At 36.8% G+C, this 20,167-nt stretch carries 17 protein-coding genes; 15 read left to right on the forward strand and 2 right to left on the reverse strand.

Annotation, left to right across the window (positions count from 1 at the left end; genetic code table 11):
• Nucleotides 1-23 precede the first annotated feature (23 nt).
• On the reverse strand, nucleotides 24-1,997 hold the full coding sequence (locus NC799_RS03855; RefSeq protein ID WP_272445029.1) for a YjhG/YagF family D-xylonate dehydratase: 1,974 nt from the start codon (nucleotides 1,995-1,997) through the stop codon (nucleotides 24-26).
• Between the two features lie 408 nt (nucleotides 1,998-2,405).
• On the opposite strand from NC799_RS03855, the gene NC799_RS03860 reads away from it, so the two are divergent.
• The 11 genes from NC799_RS03860 to NC799_RS03910 all read left to right on the forward strand — a co-directional run bounded on the left by NC799_RS03860 (nucleotide 2,406) and on the right by NC799_RS03910 (nucleotide 14,895).
• The gene (locus tag NC799_RS03860; protein WP_272445030.1) at nucleotides 2,406-3,755 is read left to right on the forward strand and encodes an extracellular solute-binding protein; all 1,350 of its coding nucleotides are present in this window, start codon (nucleotides 2,406-2,408) and stop codon (nucleotides 3,753-3,755) included.
• 76 nt (nucleotides 3,756-3,831) lie between these two features.
• Nucleotides 3,832-4,785, forward strand: coding sequence for a carbohydrate ABC transporter permease (locus NC799_RS03865; protein ID WP_417006664.1), 954 nt, complete (start codon nucleotides 3,832-3,834; stop codon nucleotides 4,783-4,785).
• Nucleotides 4,785-5,606, forward strand: coding sequence for a carbohydrate ABC transporter permease (locus NC799_RS03870; protein ID WP_272445032.1), 822 nt, complete (start codon nucleotides 4,785-4,787; stop codon nucleotides 5,604-5,606). The genes NC799_RS03865 and NC799_RS03870 overlap by 1 nt, the downstream gene beginning before the upstream one ends.
• Before the next feature lie 44 nt (nucleotides 5,607-5,650).
• Nucleotides 5,651-7,231 (forward strand): glycoside hydrolase family 43 protein, encoded by a 1,581-nt coding sequence (locus NC799_RS03875; RefSeq protein ID WP_272445033.1) that lies wholly within the window; start codon nucleotides 5,651-5,653, stop codon nucleotides 7,229-7,231.
• Between the two features lie 453 nt (nucleotides 7,232-7,684).
• On the forward strand, nucleotides 7,685-8,335 hold the full coding sequence (locus NC799_RS03880; protein WP_272445034.1) for a ThuA domain-containing protein: 651 nt from the start codon (nucleotides 7,685-7,687) through the stop codon (nucleotides 8,333-8,335).
• A 20-nt stretch (nucleotides 8,336-8,355) separates the two neighbouring features.
• Nucleotides 8,356-9,501, forward strand: coding sequence for a Gfo/Idh/MocA family protein (locus NC799_RS03885; RefSeq protein ID WP_272445203.1), 1,146 nt, complete (start codon nucleotides 8,356-8,358; stop codon nucleotides 9,499-9,501).
• Nucleotides 9,498-10,466 (forward strand): sugar phosphate isomerase/epimerase family protein, encoded by a 969-nt coding sequence (locus NC799_RS03890; RefSeq protein WP_272445035.1) that lies wholly within the window; start codon nucleotides 9,498-9,500, stop codon nucleotides 10,464-10,466. The genes NC799_RS03885 and NC799_RS03890 overlap by 4 nt, the downstream gene beginning before the upstream one ends.
• A complete protein-coding gene (locus NC799_RS03895) occupies nucleotides 10,466-11,629 on the forward strand; it encodes a Gfo/Idh/MocA family protein (RefSeq protein WP_272445036.1) in 1,164 nt (387 codons plus the stop codon). The genes NC799_RS03890 and NC799_RS03895 overlap by 1 nt, the downstream gene beginning before the upstream one ends.
• A 115-nt stretch (nucleotides 11,630-11,744) precedes the next feature.
• Nucleotides 11,745-13,037: an ABC transporter substrate-binding protein gene (locus NC799_RS03900; protein WP_272445037.1), complete on the forward strand. Its 1,293-nt coding sequence runs from the start codon at nucleotides 11,745-11,747 to the stop codon at nucleotides 13,035-13,037.
• Between the two features lie 63 nt (nucleotides 13,038-13,100).
• On the forward strand, nucleotides 13,101-14,048 hold the full coding sequence (locus NC799_RS03905; RefSeq protein ID WP_272445038.1) for a carbohydrate ABC transporter permease: 948 nt from the start codon (nucleotides 13,101-13,103) through the stop codon (nucleotides 14,046-14,048).
• A gap of 13 nt (nucleotides 14,049-14,061) precedes the next feature.
• Entirely contained in the window at nucleotides 14,062-14,895 is an 834-nt protein-coding gene (locus tag NC799_RS03910) for a carbohydrate ABC transporter permease (protein ID WP_272445039.1), read from the forward strand.
• Nucleotides 14,896-15,023: 128 nt separating this feature from the next.
• On the opposite strand, the gene NC799_RS03915 is transcribed toward NC799_RS03910, so the two are convergent.
• Nucleotides 15,024-15,641: a YesL family protein gene (locus NC799_RS03915; RefSeq protein WP_272445040.1), complete on the reverse strand. Its 618-nt coding sequence runs from the start codon at nucleotides 15,639-15,641 to the stop codon at nucleotides 15,024-15,026.
• A gap of 144 nt (nucleotides 15,642-15,785) precedes the next feature.
• On the opposite strand from NC799_RS03915, the gene NC799_RS03920 reads away from it, so the two are divergent.
• From NC799_RS03920 to NC799_RS03935, 4 genes are all read left to right on the forward strand, one after another.
• Entirely contained in the window at nucleotides 15,786-16,742 is a 957-nt protein-coding gene (locus tag NC799_RS03920) for an aldo/keto reductase (RefSeq protein WP_272445041.1), read from the forward strand.
• Nucleotide 16,743: 1 nt separating this feature from the next.
• Nucleotides 16,744-17,421 carry a GntR family transcriptional regulator gene (locus tag NC799_RS03925; protein WP_272445042.1) on the forward strand — a complete coding sequence of 226 codons (678 nt, stop codon included), beginning with the start codon at nucleotides 16,744-16,746 and terminating at the stop codon, nucleotides 17,419-17,421.
• Nucleotides 17,422-17,838: 417 nt separating this feature from the next.
• Nucleotides 17,839-19,161 (forward strand): extracellular solute-binding protein, encoded by a 1,323-nt coding sequence (locus NC799_RS03930; RefSeq protein WP_272445043.1) that lies wholly within the window; start codon nucleotides 17,839-17,841, stop codon nucleotides 19,159-19,161.
• 123 nt (nucleotides 19,162-19,284) lie between these two features.
• Complete coding sequence (locus tag NC799_RS03935; RefSeq protein WP_272445044.1) at nucleotides 19,285-20,163, forward strand: carbohydrate ABC transporter permease; 879 nt, start codon at nucleotides 19,285-19,287, stop codon at nucleotides 20,161-20,163.
• Nucleotides 20,164-20,167: the final 4 nt, after the last annotated feature.

Raw genomic sequence — 20,167 nt, forward strand, 5'->3', positions numbered from 1 at the left:
CTAGTTTTTAAGATTGAACAATTTTACTCCTTGTTCTTTAATGCTTCTTCACCTGCTTTTAGTACTTCGATAATTCGGTCAACGTCATATACGCTACCTTTCCAAATGCCTCCACTAACCGTTTGAAGGGCTGCCCAGAGTCTTGTGTCATCAGGTAGGTCAGGATGTGGTGTGATTTGCTCGTTTTGGGGACGATTTGTTAGAATGGTTGCACCTTCTTTAGCGGATACTTCCTTTTCAGAAGTTCCGACAAAGTTAATGTCACCTTCAAGATGGATTGTATCTATACGAACCTCGATCACATCACCATTTTTAACTTTTCCAATCGGACCGCCAGCTAAACCTTCTGGCCCAATATGCCCTACACAAGCGCCCGTTGAAACACCGGAGAACCGTGCATCGGTGAGAAGGGTTACATATTTTCCATAAGATAAATGTTTTAGAGCAGATGTTAGTTGATACGTTTCCTCCATACCAGTTCCTAATGGTCCGCAACCGGAAACAACCATGATGTCTCCTTTGGTAATTTGTCCATTTTTTATTGCGTTAATTGCCTCATGTTCACTTGTGAAAACTTTAGCTTCACCTTTGTGATAATAAATACCTTTGTCATCAAGACGACTGGGATCAATCGAAGTTGATTTTATGATAGCGCCCTCTGGAGCAATGTTTCCAGTAGGAAAGGTAATCGTAGGCGCAAGTCCTCTTTCCTTCGCTTGTTCGGGTGACATGATTACTTGATCAGGCTCCAGGTTGTCCGCTTCTCTTAGTCTATCTTTCATTTTCTGTCTTCGCTCGGATTGTTCCCACCAGTCGAGGTTTTCCTTTAATGTTTTTCCTGTAACAGTCAAGACAGATTCATCAAGAATATTTAGAGATCTAAGATGAAGCATAACTTCTGGTACACCGCCAGCCAAATAGGCACGAATCGTAGGGTGATGATCTGGCCCGTTTGGAAGTACACTGACAAGTCTCGGGGTCAATTGATTTACTTCCTTCCACTCATCAACAGTAGGTATATCACAACCAGCAGCGTGTGCTATTGCTGGAATATGCAACAACAGATTAGTAGAACCGCCAAATGCTGCATGAATAATCATTGCATTTCGTATTGATGCATTCGTAATAATATCTTTGGTAGTTACGTTATTTCGTTCCATTTCTAAAACAGCTCTTGCTGATTGTCTAGCCATCTCTTTCCACACTTCTTGCCCTGATGGTGCGAGTGCAGCGTGTGGAATGGAGAGTCCTAACGCCTCACTAACAACTTGAGCTGTCGCTGCTGTACCTAAAAATTGACATCCTCCACCAGGAGTTGCGCAAGCCCGGCAGCCGAGCTCTGCTGCCTCTTCTAAACTCAATTCATTATTGGAATATCGCGCACCAATTGTTTGGATTTTGCCAGCATCTTCTCCGTAAAAAGGAGGAAGTGTAACACCGCCAGGGATTATGATGGTAGGAGAATCATGCATCGATGAAAGAGCCATCATCATCGCCGGCAATCCTTTATCGCATGTGGCAATTCCGATAACAGCATCTCTTGTTGGAAGAGACCGAATTAGTCTCCGATAAACCAGTGCAGCATCATTCCGGTAAGGAAAGGAATCGAACATACCTGTTGTACCTTGAGACCTTCCGTCACAAGGGTCACTGACATAGGCTGCAAACGGAATACTATTATGGTTAGTAATTTCCCTTGCAGCTTCTTTCATTAGCAGATCTACTTCCCAGTGGCCAGTATGATATCCAAGTGCAATTGGATTACCGTCGTTATCCTTCATTCCGCCTTGGGTACTTAACAATAGTACTTGTTTTCCACTTAAATCATCCGGTTTCCAACCCATGCCGACGTTTTGAGATAGGCCAAACAGATTTCCACTAGGAGATGTACGTAACATTTGATCTGTTAATGGTAACTTCCCCTGTGGTCCTGGTGCTTTCGTCTTTATATCATAAATTGCTTCCGGTGCTTGCATGAGTTGATCTAATCTAGTCATAGAATCGCTCCTTTACTGTGGCAGATTTTTAAAGAAAAATAGCTTATCTGGACAAATTTTATAAAACGCTTTCATTTCCTGTTGACAATTATAAATTTTTCTAGGTATAATGTCAATATAACCAAAATGAGTTTTATATTATAGAACACTTATTTTGTGATATACCTTTCTATTCCAGTGATGAAAACTGTTTTATTTAATCCATCATCGAAGAATAGATTGTTAACTTCATTCAGCTAGAATCGTACATATTAAATGCTTCTCAATATTTTTCTGAAAGCTTTACGGACGACCAATCAAAAGTCAATAACAATATTAAATTGTTATAGATATTTAAATTTGAGGTAGGTGAGAAATTTAGTTATTTAAATTGCAAGCGCTAACAAAAATAAGGGGAGAGATGATTAAATGAAGAAAAAATTGATGTTTTTATTGGTACTTGTCTCGTTACTATTCGTTGTTGCATGTAACTCTACTTCTTCTGGATCAGACTCTGAAAAAGATAATACAGATTCTGGACAAGAAACTGGTTCTTCATCGGAAAATAATAGTGGAGAATCGAAGGGGGATTCAGGTGCTGACAAAACGCTAACCCTATGGCACATTGAAACCGGACCATCTGAAGAGGCAATCAATCAAGCTGTAGAACGTTTCGAGGAGAAGAATCCAGGTGTAACTGTTGAAGTTTCACAAATTGAGAATGATCCATATAAATCTAAACTAAGTGTTGCAATGGGTGGTGGAAATCCACCAGATGTATTCCATTCTTGGGGAGGTGGCTGGCTAAAGCAATTCGTTGATGCCGGTCAAGTTAGGGAAATTGGAAATGACATAGACACTAGTATTTATAATGAGGCTGCACTTTCTGTAGCAACTTTTGATGACAAAGTTTACGGTGCACCAGTAAGTATGGATGTGGTACCAGTATTTTATAACAAAGATATTTTTGCTAAATATGATTTAGAAGAACCCGAAACATACGATGAATTATTAACTATTGTTGAGACGTTAGAATCTAATAGAATCATTCCATTTACTCTAGCAAATCAGTCTAAGTGGACAGGTTCATTCTATATGATGTATCTTGCGGAAAGATTTGGTGGACCAGAATTATTTAATGAGGCGTTTGGGCGTACTGGAAGAGGATTTGATGACGAAGCATACGTGAAAGCTGCTGAAAAAATTCAAGAGTTAGTTAAAATGAATGCGTTTCCAGATGGTGTTAATGGAATGAACTATGACACTGGGCAATCACGTCAACTTCTTTATGCAGAAAAAGCAGGCATGCAAGTAATGGGCGGATGGCTATTAAACAACGTCAGAGATGAGATGCCAGAGTTTGAAGATAAACTTGGTTTCTTCTTATTCCCAGCTGTGGATGGTGGAGAAGGTAAAAAGAACCATGTCGTCGGTGGTGTTAGTCCAGTATTCTCTGTCACTAAGTCAAGTGAAAACCCAGATTTAGCAGCTGAATTAGTAAAGGAATTAGCTAGTGTAGAAACTGCTGAATACATGTCAAATAAAGCCGGCTCGATTTCAGCTGTAAATGGAGTAGAATATGAAGACCCTTATATTCAAAAAATGAGTGATGTATTGGCTAATTCGGAGGCAATGCAAACGTACTATGATCAAACACTTCCTCCCGAGTTAGCTCAAGTACATTTAGATACAACTCAAGCTTTATTTGGATTGTCGATGACACCAGAAGAGGCTGTTAAAAAAGTAGAAGAAAAGGCAAAAGAATTGTTAGACAAATAATCATCATTAGTAAAATCAAAATAAATGGATAGCTACATTAAGGATCTTCCTTAGTGTAGTTTTCCATTAAATTGAGGTGAGAACTTTGCTAGAAAAAGTAGAAAAGCTGTCTGCTCAACAAGTGACAACAAGCACGCTTATTAAGAAAGCAAAGAAACGGAAAGAAATTTTGACCATCGTAGGATTTATAGCTCCAGCATTAATTGTCTATGGAGTTTACGTAGTCTATTCAATTTTCATGACTTTTTATTACAGTATGTTTGATTGGTCTGGAATTGATAAAAATCTAGTTTTCTTAGGATTAGATAATTATATAAAACTTTTCCAAGACGATATATTCTGGAAATCACTGGGGAATAATTCATTGCTTGTCATTACGTCTTTGCTAACACAAATACCTCTTGGATTAATTATGGCACTATTATTGTTTAGCCCAATTAGAGGGATGAGGTTTTTCCGATCTATTTATTTTATGCCATTTCTAATGTCAACTGTTGCTATAGGGATACTTTTTATATTTATTTACGATGGAAACTTCGGTTTGCTTAATGGTTTATTGGGAGCAATTGGTCTTGAATCTTTACAGCAAGCATGGATTGGTAATGAACAAACAGCAATTTGGGCAGTAATAGCTACAGTTTGTTGGCAATTTGCACCTTTTTATATGATTCTGTTTAGAGCAGCTATTGTTGGGATACCTGAAGAACTATATGAGGCTGCGGATATTGATGGTGCCAAAAAATGGCAGCGGTTTAAAAACATTACGCTTCCATTGTTGATGCCAATCATCATCACTTCATCTATTTTATCAATTATTGGATCGCTTAAATATTTTGATTTAATTTACGTGATGACAGGTGGAGGACCAAATAACTCAACAGAATTAATGGCAACCTATATGTATCGACAAACCTTCACTAATTTCAATATGGGATATGGAAGTACTATTTCCTTTTCGATGTTCATGATAGCTCTTGGTGTTACAGTTGTCATTCTGTTGGGTGATAAAAGAAGAAGAGGTGAAGAATAGTGATTAAAAGAATTAGTCAAATGCCACTATATCTACTATCAATTTTATTACTTTTGTTTACAGGACTGCCATTTTTTATTATGGTTAACACTTCCTTCAAACAACAGTTTGAGTTTATGTCATCTCCATGGTCACTTCCGGAAAACTTTTCTTTTGCTAATTATGCTTTAGTATTTGAATCAAGCTTTTTGAAGTACTTCACGAATAGTTTAATATTAGCTGTCGTATCAGTTGTTTTAACAATTGTTTTAGCTGCTATGGCAAGTTATCCTTTATCACGAATGAAATTCAAATTGAATAGACCAATCTTTTTATTGTTTACGGTCGGAATGATGATTCCGATTCATACTACTTTAATTCCTATTTATATTCTTACTTCTAAAATAGGACTATATGATTCACTTGCTGGCTTAATCGGGCCTTACGTAGCTTTTGCATTACCAGTATCAGTCATTATCTTCACTCAATTTATGAAAGACATTCCAAAGGAATTAGAGGAGTCGGCAAAGATTGATGGTTGTGGTCACTTTCGCTTGTTTTGGAGAATTATATTTCCATTGCTGACTCCAGCTGTTGCAACAGTAGCGATCTATAATTTCATTCAGATATGGAATGAATTTATTTTCGCACTCGTCTTAACTAACTCTTCAGAAACTGCAACATTACCTTTAGGATTAAGGGAATTTTATGGAGAATTTTCTGTTAATGTACCTGGCATAATGGCTGCTTTAACATTAGGTAGTTTACCGCTTTTACTTGTCTATTTCGTAGCTCAAGAAAAAATTGTGAAAGGGCTTGCTGCTGGTTCTGTGAAGGGGTAATGTTAGAGAGGATTATAAAATTTTGCTAAGGAGATGTGTTAAAATTGCCAACAATCAACAACCCCGTCCTACCAGGCTATCATCCGGATCCTTCTATTTTACGTGTTGGAGACGATTATTATATCGCTACGTCGACGTTTGAATGGTTTCCGGGAGTTAAATTACATCATTCCAGAGACTTAGTTAACTGGGAACAGCTTCCTTATCCGCTGACGAGAAAATCGCAATTGGATATGATTGGAAATGTCAACTCAGGTGGAATTTGGGCACCGTGTTTGTCTTATCACAATGGTACGTTTTATTTGATCTTTACCGATGTTAAAAGTAGAATGGGTGCTTTTAAAGACACTCATAATTATCTTGTAACAGCGGAGGATATTAATGGACCATGGTCTGATCCAATCTATTTAAATAGTAGTGGTTTTGATCCGTCGCTTTTTCATGAAGATGATGGAACGAAATGGTTAGTTAATATGATCTGGGATCACCGTAAAGGTACAAATTCTTTCGCTGGAATTGCTTTACAACAATATTCAGTTGAAGAGAAAAAACTAGTAGGCCCGATAAAAAATATATTTAAAGGGACGGAGTTAGGTTTAACAGAGGCTCCACATCTATATAAGCGCAATGGTTACTATTATCTCCTTACTGCAGAAGGTGGTACATGGTACACACATGCTGCGACAATGGCTCGTTCTACATCATTATTTGGTCCGTATGAAGTAGACCCAACGAATCCAATTTTAACTTCTGATAAAAATGACCCGAATCAACTGCAAAAAGCAGGTCATGGTAGTTTAGTAGAAACGCAAGATGGTGAGTGGTATATGGCACATTTGTGCGGTCGGCCTACAATTGATGATAAATGTACGTTAGGAAGAGAAACTGCAATTCAAAAATGTTACTGGACAGAAGATGGTTGGTTACGAGTGGAAGGTGGAAATCATCCTAAAACGATTGTTGCTGCACCTAATCTACCAGAATTTAAAGCGCAAAAAGAAGATGCTAGAGATGACTTTGATAGCGATAATTTAAAATTATACTGGAATTCGCTAAGAAGAACGTTCACGGATGACTGGATTTCTTTAACCGAAAGGCCTGGTTTTTTAAGACTACGTGGACAGGAATCGATGCAATCGATTCAACGTCAAAGTATGTTAGCTAGACGTCTGGAAGCATTTCATGTAGATATAGAAACAGCTGTTGATTTTGAACCTGTTAATTTTCAACAAATGGCGGGGGTAATAGCATACTATGATACAGATGACTATGTATATTTGCGTGTAACTTATCATGAAGAATTAGGAAAGTGTTTAGGGATTATCGAATCAAAGCACGGTAAGTATGATGAGTTGTTAGATAGTGATATTAGCATTCCGGACAACGAGCCTGTTTATTTAAAGGCAACGATTGACCATCATCTCTTACAGTTTTATTATTCCATCGACGGTAAGGATTGGAAAATAATTGCTGGGAAAATCGATATTGGCCATCTTTCTGATGACGATGCAGACTACATTCGTTTCACCGGGACGTTTGTAGGGGTGTGTGCACAGGATCTCAGTGGACAATGTTTACATGCTGACTTTGATTACTTTAATTACGCCGAACGCGATAATAACTAGGCCTTGCTTGAATCTTTACCTGTTGTACAGTCTTTCTGTACAACAGGATTAATGATTATCAAATTCCTCAACAGTTGATGTTAATTTTGAAAAAAACGACTCTAATCTCAGAATTGGATTTAGAATTTTTACAGAGAAAAATTGGATTGACTTTCAAAATATCATCACGTAGAATACTACTAACTAATAAATAACAACAACTAACCGCTAATATTTTTTTATTTCTACACCGATGAAAGCGTAAACAAACTAACAAGAATTCCTTCATTGTCATCAGAAAGATCAATATCCTTCATCATAAAGAAAATAGATTACTCCAAGAAAATTCAAATCATATGTTTAAATGGAAAATATCAATTATCACAGACTTCATCAATATGTAGTCAAGGGTTTATTTGGGTTAATAAATTTCTTGATTTTGTTAAAACAATAATTAGTCAAAGGGTGTTTTAAATGAAAAAAGCTTTAATATTTCAAGGTGGATGGCAAGGACACGAGCCGGCAGAAGTTGCTCACATATTATCAGGTGTATTAGAAGAAGAAGGCTTTGACGTAAAGATTACCGATACATTAAAAACGCTAGAAGAAGATGATTTGACCAAGTATGATCTTATTGTTCCTAATTGGACACAAGGGACGATTGAAAAAGAGGCCTTACAGGCGTTGATGACGGCAATTGAGCAAGGAACAGGTCTTGCAGGATTACATGGTGGTATGGGTGATTCATTCCGCTTTGAGACTGATTATCAGTTTATGGTGGGTGGACAATGGGTTGCACATCCAGGAAATGATGGAATTACTTATAATGTCCACATTTTAGATGCTGATCATCCTTTAACGGAAGGGATGAAAGATTTTACAGTAACATCAGAACAGTATTATATGCACGTTGATCCTGCTGTTAAGGTTCACGCAACAACAAGGTTTCCAGTTGCAAGTGGACCATATGAAGCAAATGGGGAAGTGGATATGCCCGTTATATGGACAAAAATGTGGGGAGAAGGGAAAGTATATTACTGTTCCTTGGGACACGTGGCAGAAATTGTTCGGATGCCTGAGGTAATCGAATTGATGCGTAACGGAATGAAATGGGCTAGCAGATAATCATGCAACAATTTGAGGGGGTGAACAAAGTGTTAAGAGCTGGTTTAATAGGGTGTGGTAATATAAGTAAGATTTATCTTGAAAATGGAAAGAAATTTCCTACATATGAAATTGTTGCTTGTGCTGACCTTGATATAGAAAGAGCTCAAAAAAGTGCTGAAGAATATAACATAGCAAGGGCATGTACAACCGAAGAATTACTAGCTGACCCAACCATTGATTTAGTTATTAATTTAACAATACCTAGTGCACATGCAAAGGTTGCTTTAGCAGCGTTGGCATCTGGGAAACATGTTTATGGTGAAAAGCCACTCTCAGTAAGTCGTGAAGATGGACAAAAAATATTAGAACTTGCAAAACAAAAACAGCTTTATATTGGAAATGCTCCTGATACTTTTCTAGGAGGTGGGATTCAGACATGTAGGAAACTGATTGATGATGGTTGGATTGGTGAGTCTATATCTGCAACCGCTTTCATGATGAATCGGGGACATGAGCATTGGCATCCAGACCCAGCATTTTATTATCAGGAAGGTGGAGGTCCGATGTTTGATATGGGACCTTACTATATCACGGCACTAGTGTCTTTACTTGGGCCAATTGAACGGGTAACGGGATCAACTCGGGTGACATTCCCAGAAAGAAAAATTACAAGTCAGCCAAAATTTGGGGAAAAGATTCAAGTAAATACACCAACACAGATTAACGGTGTAATCGATTTTCAAAGTGGTGCAATTGCCTCGATTATAACTAGTTTTGACACGTTGCACCACAGACTACCGAATATTGAAATATATGGAACAGAAGGGAGTCTCGTTGTTCCTGATCCTAATACGTTCGGGGGCGGGGTGTTGGTCCGGAGAAGTGAACAAACAGAATGGACAGAAGTTCCGCTGACCCACGGTTTCACAGGGAATAGTAGAGGGTTAGGTGTTGCGGATTTGGCTTTTGCTATATACCACGGTACAAAGGCAAGGGCTAGTGGTGATTTGGCCTATCATGTGCTAGACGTAATGCATGGTTTTCATGACTCATCTAAAAATGGAAGGCATTATCAACTTCTTAGTTCATGTGAACAACCAGAGGCATTGCCGGTAGGAATTAATGAGGGGAATTTTATGGATAAATTACAGGGGAATTTTGTTGCCGGGGGGAGTAAACAATGAAATTAGGCGTATTTGCCGTATTATTTGGGGATCGTCCATTAGATGAAGCACTTGACCTTATTTCATCACATGGGTTAGAAACAGTCGAGATTGGAACTGGTGGTTACGTTGGGAATGCACATTGTAATCCGGTAGAATTATTAGAGAATCCTACTAAGTTACAAGCTTTTCAGCAACTATTGAAGGAAAGAAATTTAGAAATAAGTGCGCTTAGTTGTCATGGTAACCCGTTACATCCAAATGAAGAATTAGCTAGAGCAGATCATCAAGCTTTTCGTAACACGGTATTGCTTGCGGAAAAGCTAGGTGTTGAAACAGTCGTCACTTTTTCGGGATGCCCAGGAGAATCAGAAAATTCTAAGTTCCCAGTTTGGGTGACTTGTACATGGCCAGATGATCATGCGACTGTTGTAGAGTGGCAATGGAAAGAAAGGGTTGTTCCATACTGGACGGAACAAAGTGAATTTCTAAGACAACACGGTGTTCGAGTTGCGATTGAACCACATCCAGGTTTTGTTGTTTATAACAATGAAACAGCATTAAGACTACGCAACGAATGTGGGAACAATATCGGTGTAAACTTTGACCCAAGTCATCTGTTTTGGCAAAATATGGATCCAGTTGCGAGTATTAAAGAGCTTGCTAAGTATGATGCTTTATATCATTTCCATGCCAAAGATACAGCTATTGATGAACAAAACGTTGCGACAAATGGTGTGCTAGATACGAAACCTTATAGTGACGAGATGAATCGTTCCTGGATTTTTAGAACAATTGGATATGGTAATAGTGAAGATACTTGGAAAAAAATCATAAGTGCTCTCCAGTTAGTCGGTTATCAAGGTGCAATCAGTATTGAACATGAAGATAGTTTAATGTCCGTTGAGGAAGGATTTCAGAAAGCTGTCGGACTGTTGAAGAACTCCATTATTAAAGAAAAAGTGGGTGAGATGTGGTGGGCGTAATGAACAAAGAAGTTGGAATTGGAATGATAGGTTACCAATTTATGGGTAAAGCCCATAGCCATGCTTACCGTGACCTACCCTTTTACTTTGATAGCAAGCTAACTCCTGTATTAAAAGTAATTTCTGGTCGGAATGAGTCAGCAGTAGCTGAGGCAGCTGAAAAGATGGGATGGCAGTCGTATGAAACAGATTGGCGAAAAGTAATTGAGCGCGATGATATCGAAATTGTTGATATTGTCACACCAAACCATACCCATGCCGAAATTGCCATTGCTGCTGCAGAAGCTGGTAAGCATATCATTACTGAAAAACCATTAGCATTGACATTGGATGAAGCAAAACGAATGTATGAAGCGGTGAAGAAAAATAAGGTGAAGCATATGATTTGTCACAACTATCGCTTCGCCCCTGCTGTCCAATTTGCCAAAAAATTAATAGATGATGGAAAAATAGGACGAATCTATCATTTTAGAGCTAATTACCTGCAAGATTGGATTATGGACCCTGACTTCCCGTTAGTTTGGAGACTTAAAAAAGAAGTATCTGGGTCTGGTGCTCTAGGTGACATTGGTGCCCATAGTATTGATTTAGCAAGATTCCTCGTAGGAGAATTTGACGAACTAGTAGGTACAATGGAAACATTTATTAAACAAAGGCCAATTAGTGAAATGTCTGGAGGGCTAAGTGCAAAAGCAGATAAGAGCCAAATGGGTGAAGTAACGGTTGACGACGCGGTAGCATTTATTGCAAAGTTTGAAAACGGAGCACTAGGAACATTTGAAGCAAGTAGATTTGCAGGTGGAAATAGAAATAAAAACAAAATAGAAATAAATGGAGAGAAAGGTTCGATTCGCTGGGATATGGAAAATATGAACAATCTAGAAGTCTATTTAGCTAGTGATGAACCTGGTCTTCAAGGATTTAGATTAATAAACTGTACCGAGGAAATTCATCCGTACGCAGGAGCATATTGGCCACCAGGTCATATTATTGGATATGAGCATACGTTTATTCACCTTATCCATGAGTTCCTGAGTGGTATTGCTGAAAATTACCAACCGAAACCAAATTTCGATGATGGCGTGAAAAATCAACAGGTGTTAGTTGCAATTGAAAGATCAACCGAATCAAAACAATGGGTGAAAGTGGGAGAAATGAAATAAGTAGAAATAGTGGATAGGTAAAGGGGTGATAATAGGGGAATTCAATGTTGAGTTCCACAGAAATGAAAGCCTTTACAAAAGAGTATTTTTATATTTTAAAAAACGGAGGGTCATGATGAAGAATTTATTCAGCTTTAATAAAGGAGTCATGGTAGTTGTAGGTCTAATTTTATTTTTCAGCTTAATTGGTTGCAGTAACAACTCTTCTGGGTCCGGGGACAACGGAGGCGGTGATAAGCCTGTCAAGTTAACCTTATGGTTGTGGACTGGTACAGGATTAGAAGATCAAATAGAACAATTTAACGAAGAAAATGATGATATAGAAATTGATGTTCAAACGTCAGAATTTGCAGCTGTTCACACCAATCTCACGACAGCATTGGCAGCGGGAAGTGGAGCACCTGATATTTCGTTAGTTGAGGTTAAAGGGATTAATAAATACAAAACAAATCCTGATAACTTTTATAACTTATTTGATCTTGGTGCAGATGAAATTGCTGGTGACTATCTTGATTGGAAATGGAAAGATGCTCAAACACCTGATGGTCAATATCAACTAGGAATTCCAACAGATATTGGACCTATAGTTATGGCATATAATAAGGAGATTTTTGAGGCAGCAGGTCTCCCTACTGATCGGGATGAAGTATCTGCTATGATTCAAACATGGGACGATTATATTGAACTTGGAAGAACAATAAAAGCGAAAACTGGAAGTGCACTTTCAGGAAATCCATCTAGATTCTACAGTGTCATCGAGGGGCAAGGAGATCAAAAATATTATGATAAAGAAGGTAACATTATTGTAAAAGACAATGCTCAATTAAAGAAAGCATATGATTCTGCGATAACATTAATTGAAGAGGGATTGACACTCGGTCTTGATGGTAATGATCCTGAATGGATAACAGCGTTACAAAATGGAGACTTCGCTACATTTATAACACCTGCTTGGGATACAAAAAAACTTACTGAGAACGCACCAGATAGTGCTGGTAAGTGGGATATGACGTCTATACCTGGTGGAGGAAATATGGGAGGTTCGTATTTAACTATTCCTAAGCAAAGCGAATATCCAGAAGAAGCCTATGAATTTATTAAATGGATACTTTCACCAGAACAACAAATAGTAACATTTAAGAAAAATGGTAACTTCCCATCAACACCTAGTGTATATAATGACTCTGCAATTACTGAATTAAAAAGTGAATACTTTAACAACGCCCCAGTTGGAAGTCTTTTTGCGAAGGCAGCTGAAGGAGCAAACTTTGTAGTTGAAGGTCCTGATTCTATATCGATTGAACAATCTATTAATGATGCAATAACTAGAGTTGTAGATGGTCAAGCGTCACCAGAGGAAAGCTGGCAAATGGCGTTAGATGAAATTGAACGCTTACAAGCCCGATAAAATTAAATAGAGACTAACCTTTTTAGGTTAGTCTCTTTACAACAAATGCAAAGGAGGATTTAGATGAATGTGAATTTAAAGACTCAAACTACTAATAAATCATTAAAATTGTCAAAAATGAAAGGCTTGAATCAAACGAAAAGAGACCAAATTGCTGGTTATATTTTTATTTCACCATTTTTTATTTTATTTAGTATTTTTGGTGTTTTTCCCATTTTTTTTACTGCATATGTATCCCTTAATAAATGGAATATCCTAGGCGATAAAACATTTGTTGGTTTTCAAAACTACCAAATGCTTATGAGTGATCCTTCTTTTTGGAAGTCATTGGGTAACACCTTTAGTATATGGTTTTTGTCCACACTACCACAGCTGTTTCTCGCTTTAATCCTGGCGTTCATTCTAAACCAGGTATTTATTAAAGGGAAAGATTTCTTTAGATTATCGGTTTTTATGCCTAACATAACCTCTGTTGTTGCGGTAGCTATTATTTTTGGTGCAATATTTGGAGAACGGTATGGCATATTAAATTACTTCTTATCTTTAGTTGGCATGGATCCTATCAATTGGAAAGGCGGGGTACTTGGTACACATATTGCCATTTCTACAATGGTCATGTGGCGGTGGACGGGGTACAACTCCATTATTTATCTAGCTGCTTTACAAAGTATTCCAAAAGACTTATATGAAGCTGCTACGATTGACGGAGCTTCAAAGATTCAACAGTTCTTTAAGATTACGATTCCGATGATTAGGCCGATGATTATTTTCACAGTAATTGTTTCAACTATAGGAGGAATGCAGATTTTCTCCGAGCCATTAATTTTCTCAGGCGCTGGTGGAGGTAGTGTTAAGCAAGGTTTAACAATGACCCTTTATTTATATGAAGAAGCTTTTACAAGAAGTAACTTTGGCTATGCGTCAGCCATTGCGTGGTTATTATTTATCATAATTGTTCTATTCTCGTTAGTTAACTTATTTATAACAAGACGAATTAATTCAGCAGATTAAGGGGTGTGAGAAAATGAATTCCAAGCGATTTAATATTGGAAAGGTTATAACTTATATCTTTTTAGTGATAATAACTCTAATATCAATTTTCCCTTTTTATTGGATGTTTGTCATTGGATCTAATGATACTTCAGCGATAAATAAATTCCCTCCTGCATTTATTCCAGGCTCGAACTTTATGGAAAATGCAGCAAATGTTTTTGAAAGGATTGATTTTTTACAAGCAGTGCTAAACTCGTTTATTGTCTCCACACTAGTTACATTTAGTGTATTGTTTTTCTGTTCCTTAGCAGGCTTTTCCTTTGCTAAAATGCGTTTCAAGGGAAATAAACAGTTATTTATATTTGTCATTGCTACGATGATGGTTCCTATTCAATTGGGGATAATCCCATCTTATATGATTATTAGTAAGTTTGGATGGATCAACGATTTAAAGGCAGTTATTGTCCCGTGGGCTGTAAATGCGTTTGGTGTTTTTTGGATGAGACAGTATATTGCATCAGCTATCCCAGATGAATTAATTGATGCAGGAAAAATTGATGGTTGTTCTAATTTTAGAATTTATTGGAACGTTGTAGTCCCATCCGTACGACCTGCAATAGCTACTCTCGGGTTAATAACATTTATGCAAGTTTGGAATGAATTTTTATGGCCGTTAGTTGTATTAAAGGATACAAGTGTCCACACTATTCAAATTGCGTTAAGGAATTTAAATAGCAACTACTATACCGACTATGCAATGATTTTAAACGGTACTTTCTTAGCAACTATTCCAATTTTAATCGTCTTCCTCTTATTTAGTAAACAATTTATTGCAGGTTTAACAGAGGGGGCTGTAAAAGCGTGATAATTGTACAGAAGAAATATTATATAAAGAAACCGATGTAGAAATCATGAAACAACGACTCATCAATTTTTTAAAAAAAGTAGCTGTCCTCTATTGAAAATAAGGGATAGCTACTTCTCTGCAATTTATTATCTATTTTCAATCTTTATGGGGTGTTTCATCTTTTTAAAAACACTATTACAAAGTAGATAAACGAAATAACTACAAGTACTAAACATGATTAAAAATAAGATTGGGAATACAACAAAGCCTAAGTAAGTAACTATTATTAATAGTAGAGCGAAAAAAACAATATGTAGATGGCTAATTCCTAAAAGAAAAGAATTCTTAATGATTGCTTTCCATTCCAATTCAAAATTAACAAGTACAGGGAACAAAAAAACGGACGTAAACAAATAGATAAATCCTAAAGCAAAAAAGAAAGGAAATAAAAAATATTTAATGTTTGTATCAATATTAGTAACAAAATAAAAATCTACTACTAAGATTAAAAGAATGATCAACCAAATCACACTTAATTGAATACTTATTTTAAAGTTTTGCTTAAAATAAGTGAAAAACAGACGAAATACACTTGTTTCATTATTTAATTTCCATTGTCTTACAACACCAAACATTCCTGTAGTAGAAGGGAAGATAGTGAAAACAGGAATACAGAAAATAATCCATAACAAATTTAATAGAAAAAAGTTAGTAATAATATTTAGGAATTGATAGAATCGAGAGTCAACCGAAAAAATGTTCATTATGTCACCCAACTTTTGTGAAAGATACTATTAAAGTATCATAATCTGCAAGATAAATAAAGCGATTACACAAAATCGATACATGGGTGATGATTTTTTGCAATAGATTCAGATTAAAAAATAAAAAAGAGGGGTCTTATAAAAATGAAATTCATCAAAATTCCTGGTATTAATAAGAGGGTTTCAAAATTAATTTTAGGAACTATGACTTTTTCACCTTCAAAGATGGATCAGGTTAATAGTTTGTTAGATTCCTTTTTAGAATCTGGAGGGAATACTCTTGATACTGCACATATTTATAATGACGGTAAGAGTGAAAAGGCGATAGGAAAATGGCTAAAAGGAAGGGGGAATCGAAATAAAGTTGTGATTATAGATAAAGGGGCTCATCCTGACGAATACGGACCGAGAGTAAATCCAGAAGCAATTACAACTGATTTGTATGAAAGTCTTGACCGGCTCCAAACGGATTATATTGATATTTATATGCTCCATCGTGATAACCCCGATATCCCTGTAGAAGTGATAATTAATACCCTCAATGATCATTATAATGAAGGAAGAATTAAAGCAATTGGTGTTTCCAATTGGACGAATCAAAGAATTGAAGAGGCCAACAACTATGCAAAGAAAAATGGTTTAATTGGTGTTTCGGCCAACAGTTCTAATTTAAGCCTTGCAAAACCAAATGAACCGATGTGGCCAGGCTGTATTTCCGTTGATGAATGTAGCTTAAACTGGCATGAAGCTGTTCAAATGCCATTACTATCGTGGTCATCACAAGCTGGTGGCTTTTTTACAGGCAGGTATAGTCCAAATGCGGTGAGCGATGAAAATATTGCAAGAGTTTATTATAGTGAAGAGAACTGGGAAAGGTATCGTAGAGCAACGGAACTTTCAGAGCAGATAGGTGGAAACACGAATCAGATAGCCTTGGCATATGTTTTGCAGCAGCCGTTTCCGATCAGTGCTTTAATCGGATCTCAAAATAAAGCGGAATTGTATTCAAGTATAAAAGCATTAGATATTCACCTAACAACCGACCAACTCAAATGGCTTGATTTAAGGACGAAGTGTAGAGGAAGAATGGGGCGGGGATAATATGGCAACACTAAAAAGTCGAACAAATGGCTCTAATAGAGATTATGTCTATCAAATCATAAAGGAACAAATAATCAATTGGCAACTAAAACCTGGTACAAAGGTTTCAGAAAAAGAAATCGGAAATCAGTTAAATGTTAGCCGTACACCTGTTAGAGAAGCATTTCTTAAACTGGCACAAGAAGAATTAATTGGAATTTTTCCACAAAGTGGCACAATAATTTCTAAAATAGATTTAAATTTGGTTGAGGAAGGACGATTTGTAAGAGAGCATATCGAACGTGCCGTGGTGCGAGAAGCGTGTCATAGATTAGACGATGAACATTTATTCCAATTAGAAACAAATGTAACTATGCAAGAGCTTTGTGTGGAAAAAGAGTCCTACCAGCGGCTGTTTGACTTAGACGGGCAATTTCACCGTATCTTGTTTCATGGATGTAACAAAATAAAAACATGGTATATGGTTAGTCAAATGAACAGCCATTTTGACCGGGTTAGAATGTTGAGGCTAGCATCCAATCCAGACTGGAACGTTGTTGTTAACCAGCATAAGGCTTTGTTTGAAAGAATTTCAGAGAAGAATGCTGAAGAAGCAGAGAAGTTAATGAGTAGTCATTTGAAGCTTATTAACTTTGAAAAAGAACAACTTAAGGAGAAGTATCCTTCTTACTTTATTTAAAAACAGAGTTAATCCTCTGTTTTTATTTTTTTTTAGCTTTAACACCGGGAATTGGTAAAAGAAACTTGTATGGCAATAAGTTAGTTTGTTTGGTGGACTAACTTATATTAATAGATGTATTTCTCTATTTGAAAATAATTAATAGATAAAACGACCGGTGAAGCTAAAATTATTTGGATTCATGTGAGAAAATGGTTGTAAAAAGGTGAAGATATTTTGGCATTTATGGTGCTTATGTTTGGGTTAGTTAAAAGGGAACATAATCTAAACTTCAGTAATACCAAGCTTTTCAACAGTTTTTACATAAAAATTAGTGCTTTGAACACTTTGTTCATCAACTAGACAAACAAGGGGGCGTTTGCTATTATAAAACCTGTAAAAACATAAAAGATAGAGGAAACAGGGGGAATGACAACTATGAACACAAAGAAAGCGTTTTCAACTATTTTTGTAGTTCTTGTAGCATTGTTTTTACTAGCGGGATGTGGGAGTAATGGAGATTCTGCTAGTAAAAATGATGGTGCGAGCTCAGATTCAGATGATTCCACAGTCATTAACTTCATGCACCAATGGACGGAAGGAAGTTCTGCTAAACAAAATAAATTAGTTAACGACATCATTTCAGCATTTGAAAAAGAAAATCCTGGCGTTAAAGTAGAACAAGAAGTTTTAAGTGCTGAACAATACAAAGACAAACTAAAGGTTTTGGCGGCATCTAATGAGTTGCCAGACGTTGGTCAAGCTTGGCCGGGGGGATGGTTAAAGCCTTACGCTGAAGGAAATAAGTTCGCTTCGTTCGATGACATTTTAGATGACGAATTTAGAAACAAATTTGCTGGAGGTACACTAGAATCCTTTGAAGTAGAAGGAAAAACTTATGGATTGCCAGAGGAAATCAACATTACTGGAATCTTCTATAATAAAGCAATTTTTGAAGAAAATGGTGTTGAGGTGCCGACAACATTGGCAGAATTAAAAAATGTTGCCACAGTCTTGAAAGACAATGGTGTAACACCGATCGCGTTGGGTAATAAGGACAGATGGACAGGGTCAATTTGGTATATGTATTTAGCAGACCGAATTGCTGGACCTGACACCATTGAAAATGCGGTTAACCGTACCGGCACTTTCGAAGATCCTGGTTTAATCGAAGCCGCTGCACAAATTCAAGAATTGGTTGGTCAAGGCGCATTTATTAAAGGTACGAATGGAATGACTAACCTAGAAGCAGAGAATATGTTTATGAATGGACTAACTGCGATGTACTTAACGGCATCCTGGTCATTGCCGAATTTTACAACAAATGAAGATACTCCCCAAGAATTTAAAGATAATGTAGGCTATTTTAAATTCCCTACTGTTGAAGGAGGAAAAGGTGATATCGACAGTTTTGTAGGCGGAACAGCAGGAGTCTTCGTTGCTGAAAAGTCTGAAGTGAAAGAAGAAGCAAAACAGTTCGCAAAATTCTTTGTGGAAAAATTAGCTGAAAGCTCCCTTCAAGATGCTGGGATTATTCCTGCGATGAAGTTAGATACAGAATCACTTGACCTACCACCACTTGTGTCACAAATGCTTGGAGATCTAGCGAATGCAAGTGATATTACTTTATTTGCTGACAATATTATGACCGCACAACCAGCTCAAGTACACTTAGATATGATTCAGTCGTTATTTGGTGGTAATGTAACACCTGAGGAATTTGTCGAAGCACATGAAGAAGCACTATCAAATAATGAATAATTGTGATTAGATTCACTAGAAGAGGGCATATTCTTAATATGTGGGGATTGTCCTTTTCTACTCTATATAATTTCTAAGGAATGTGAACAGTTGTAGGGAAACTATGAAAGGGGTTGAAAGTACATGAAAAAAGTAATGTCTAACAAATTGATGATAGCGCTCTACATATTGCCGGCACTATTATTAATTGGAGTATTGATTTATGTACCATTGGTGTTAACTGGGTACTACGGTTTAATGAAATGGGACGGAATCGGCGATATGACATTTATTGGATTGGAAAACTATATGGAAGCAATAAAAGATGAGGATTTTTGGAGCAGTGCATCACACTCATTTTTGTTGGCAGTTTTTTCAACATTGAGTTTGGCGATTTATTTAATAATATCACTCATTTTAGCTTCGAAAATTAAAGGATCAGATATTTTAAGGAAAATATACTTAATCCCAATGTTGCTTTCATCTGTTGCAATCGCTCAGTTATGGATTAAAGTTTACAATCCAATCAATGGTATGTTAAATAGCCTTCTGATGACTTTGGGAGTAGATAATCCTCCTGCTTGGTTAGCAGAACCAGATATTGTATTATATGCCATATTCATTCCGATTCTATGGCAGTATGCTGGTTTCTATATTTTGATTTACTATGCTGCGCTGAAAAACATTCCTGAAACGTTAATTGAGGCGGCAAGAATTGATGGAGCAACCGCATGGCAAATAGCTTATAAAATTAAACTTCCTTTAATTATGGGAGTAGTAAAAGTAACAATTGTTCTAGCAATTGTTGGGTCACTTAAGTATTTTGATTTAATTTTCGTTATGACTGGTGGGGGACCTAACGGAGCTAGTGAAGTAATGGCTTCCTATATGTACAAATTAGCATTTGCAAGCTATGACTTTGGGTATGGTAGTGCGATTGGTTTCTTACTATTAGTTATTACTTTAATTGTTACAGTCATTATCCAAAAACTTACTGAATCTAAAGATGAACTGCAATACTAAAAGG

Source organism: Aquibacillus salsiterrae (genome assembly GCF_028416595.1).
GTDB lineage: Bacteria > Bacillota > Bacilli > Bacillales > Amphibacillaceae > Aquibacillus_A > Aquibacillus_A salsiterrae.

Coding starts and splice junctions, on each gene's coding strand:
- NC799_RS03855 (WP_272445029.1), bottom strand. CDS start 1,997: ATGACTAGATTAGATCAACTCATGCAAGCACCGGAAGCAATTTATGAT.
- NC799_RS03860 (WP_272445030.1), top strand. CDS start 2,406: ATGAAGAAAAAATTGATGTTTTTATTGGTACTTGTCTCGTTACTATTC.
- NC799_RS03880 (WP_272445034.1), top strand. CDS start 7,685: ATGAAAAAAGCTTTAATATTTCAAGGTGGATGGCAAGGACACGAGCCG.
- NC799_RS03890 (WP_272445035.1), top strand. CDS start 9,498: ATGAAATTAGGCGTATTTGCCGTATTATTTGGGGATCGTCCATTAGAT.
- NC799_RS03895 (WP_272445036.1), top strand. CDS start 10,466: ATGAACAAAGAAGTTGGAATTGGAATGATAGGTTACCAATTTATGGGT.
- NC799_RS03900 (WP_272445037.1), top strand. CDS start 11,745: ATGAAGAATTTATTCAGCTTTAATAAAGGAGTCATGGTAGTTGTAGGT.
- NC799_RS03905 (WP_272445038.1), top strand. CDS start 13,101: ATGAATGTGAATTTAAAGACTCAAACTACTAATAAATCATTAAAATTG.
- NC799_RS03910 (WP_272445039.1), top strand. CDS start 14,062: ATGAATTCCAAGCGATTTAATATTGGAAAGGTTATAACTTATATCTTT.
- NC799_RS03915 (WP_272445040.1), bottom strand. CDS start 15,641: ATGAACATTTTTTCGGTTGACTCTCGATTCTATCAATTCCTAAATATT.
- NC799_RS03920 (WP_272445041.1), top strand. CDS start 15,786: ATGAAATTCATCAAAATTCCTGGTATTAATAAGAGGGTTTCAAAATTA.
- NC799_RS03925 (WP_272445042.1), top strand. CDS start 16,744: ATGGCAACACTAAAAAGTCGAACAAATGGCTCTAATAGAGATTATGTC.
- NC799_RS03930 (WP_272445043.1), top strand. CDS start 17,839: ATGAACACAAAGAAAGCGTTTTCAACTATTTTTGTAGTTCTTGTAGCA.
- NC799_RS03935 (WP_272445044.1), top strand. CDS start 19,285: ATGAAAAAAGTAATGTCTAACAAATTGATGATAGCGCTCTACATATTG.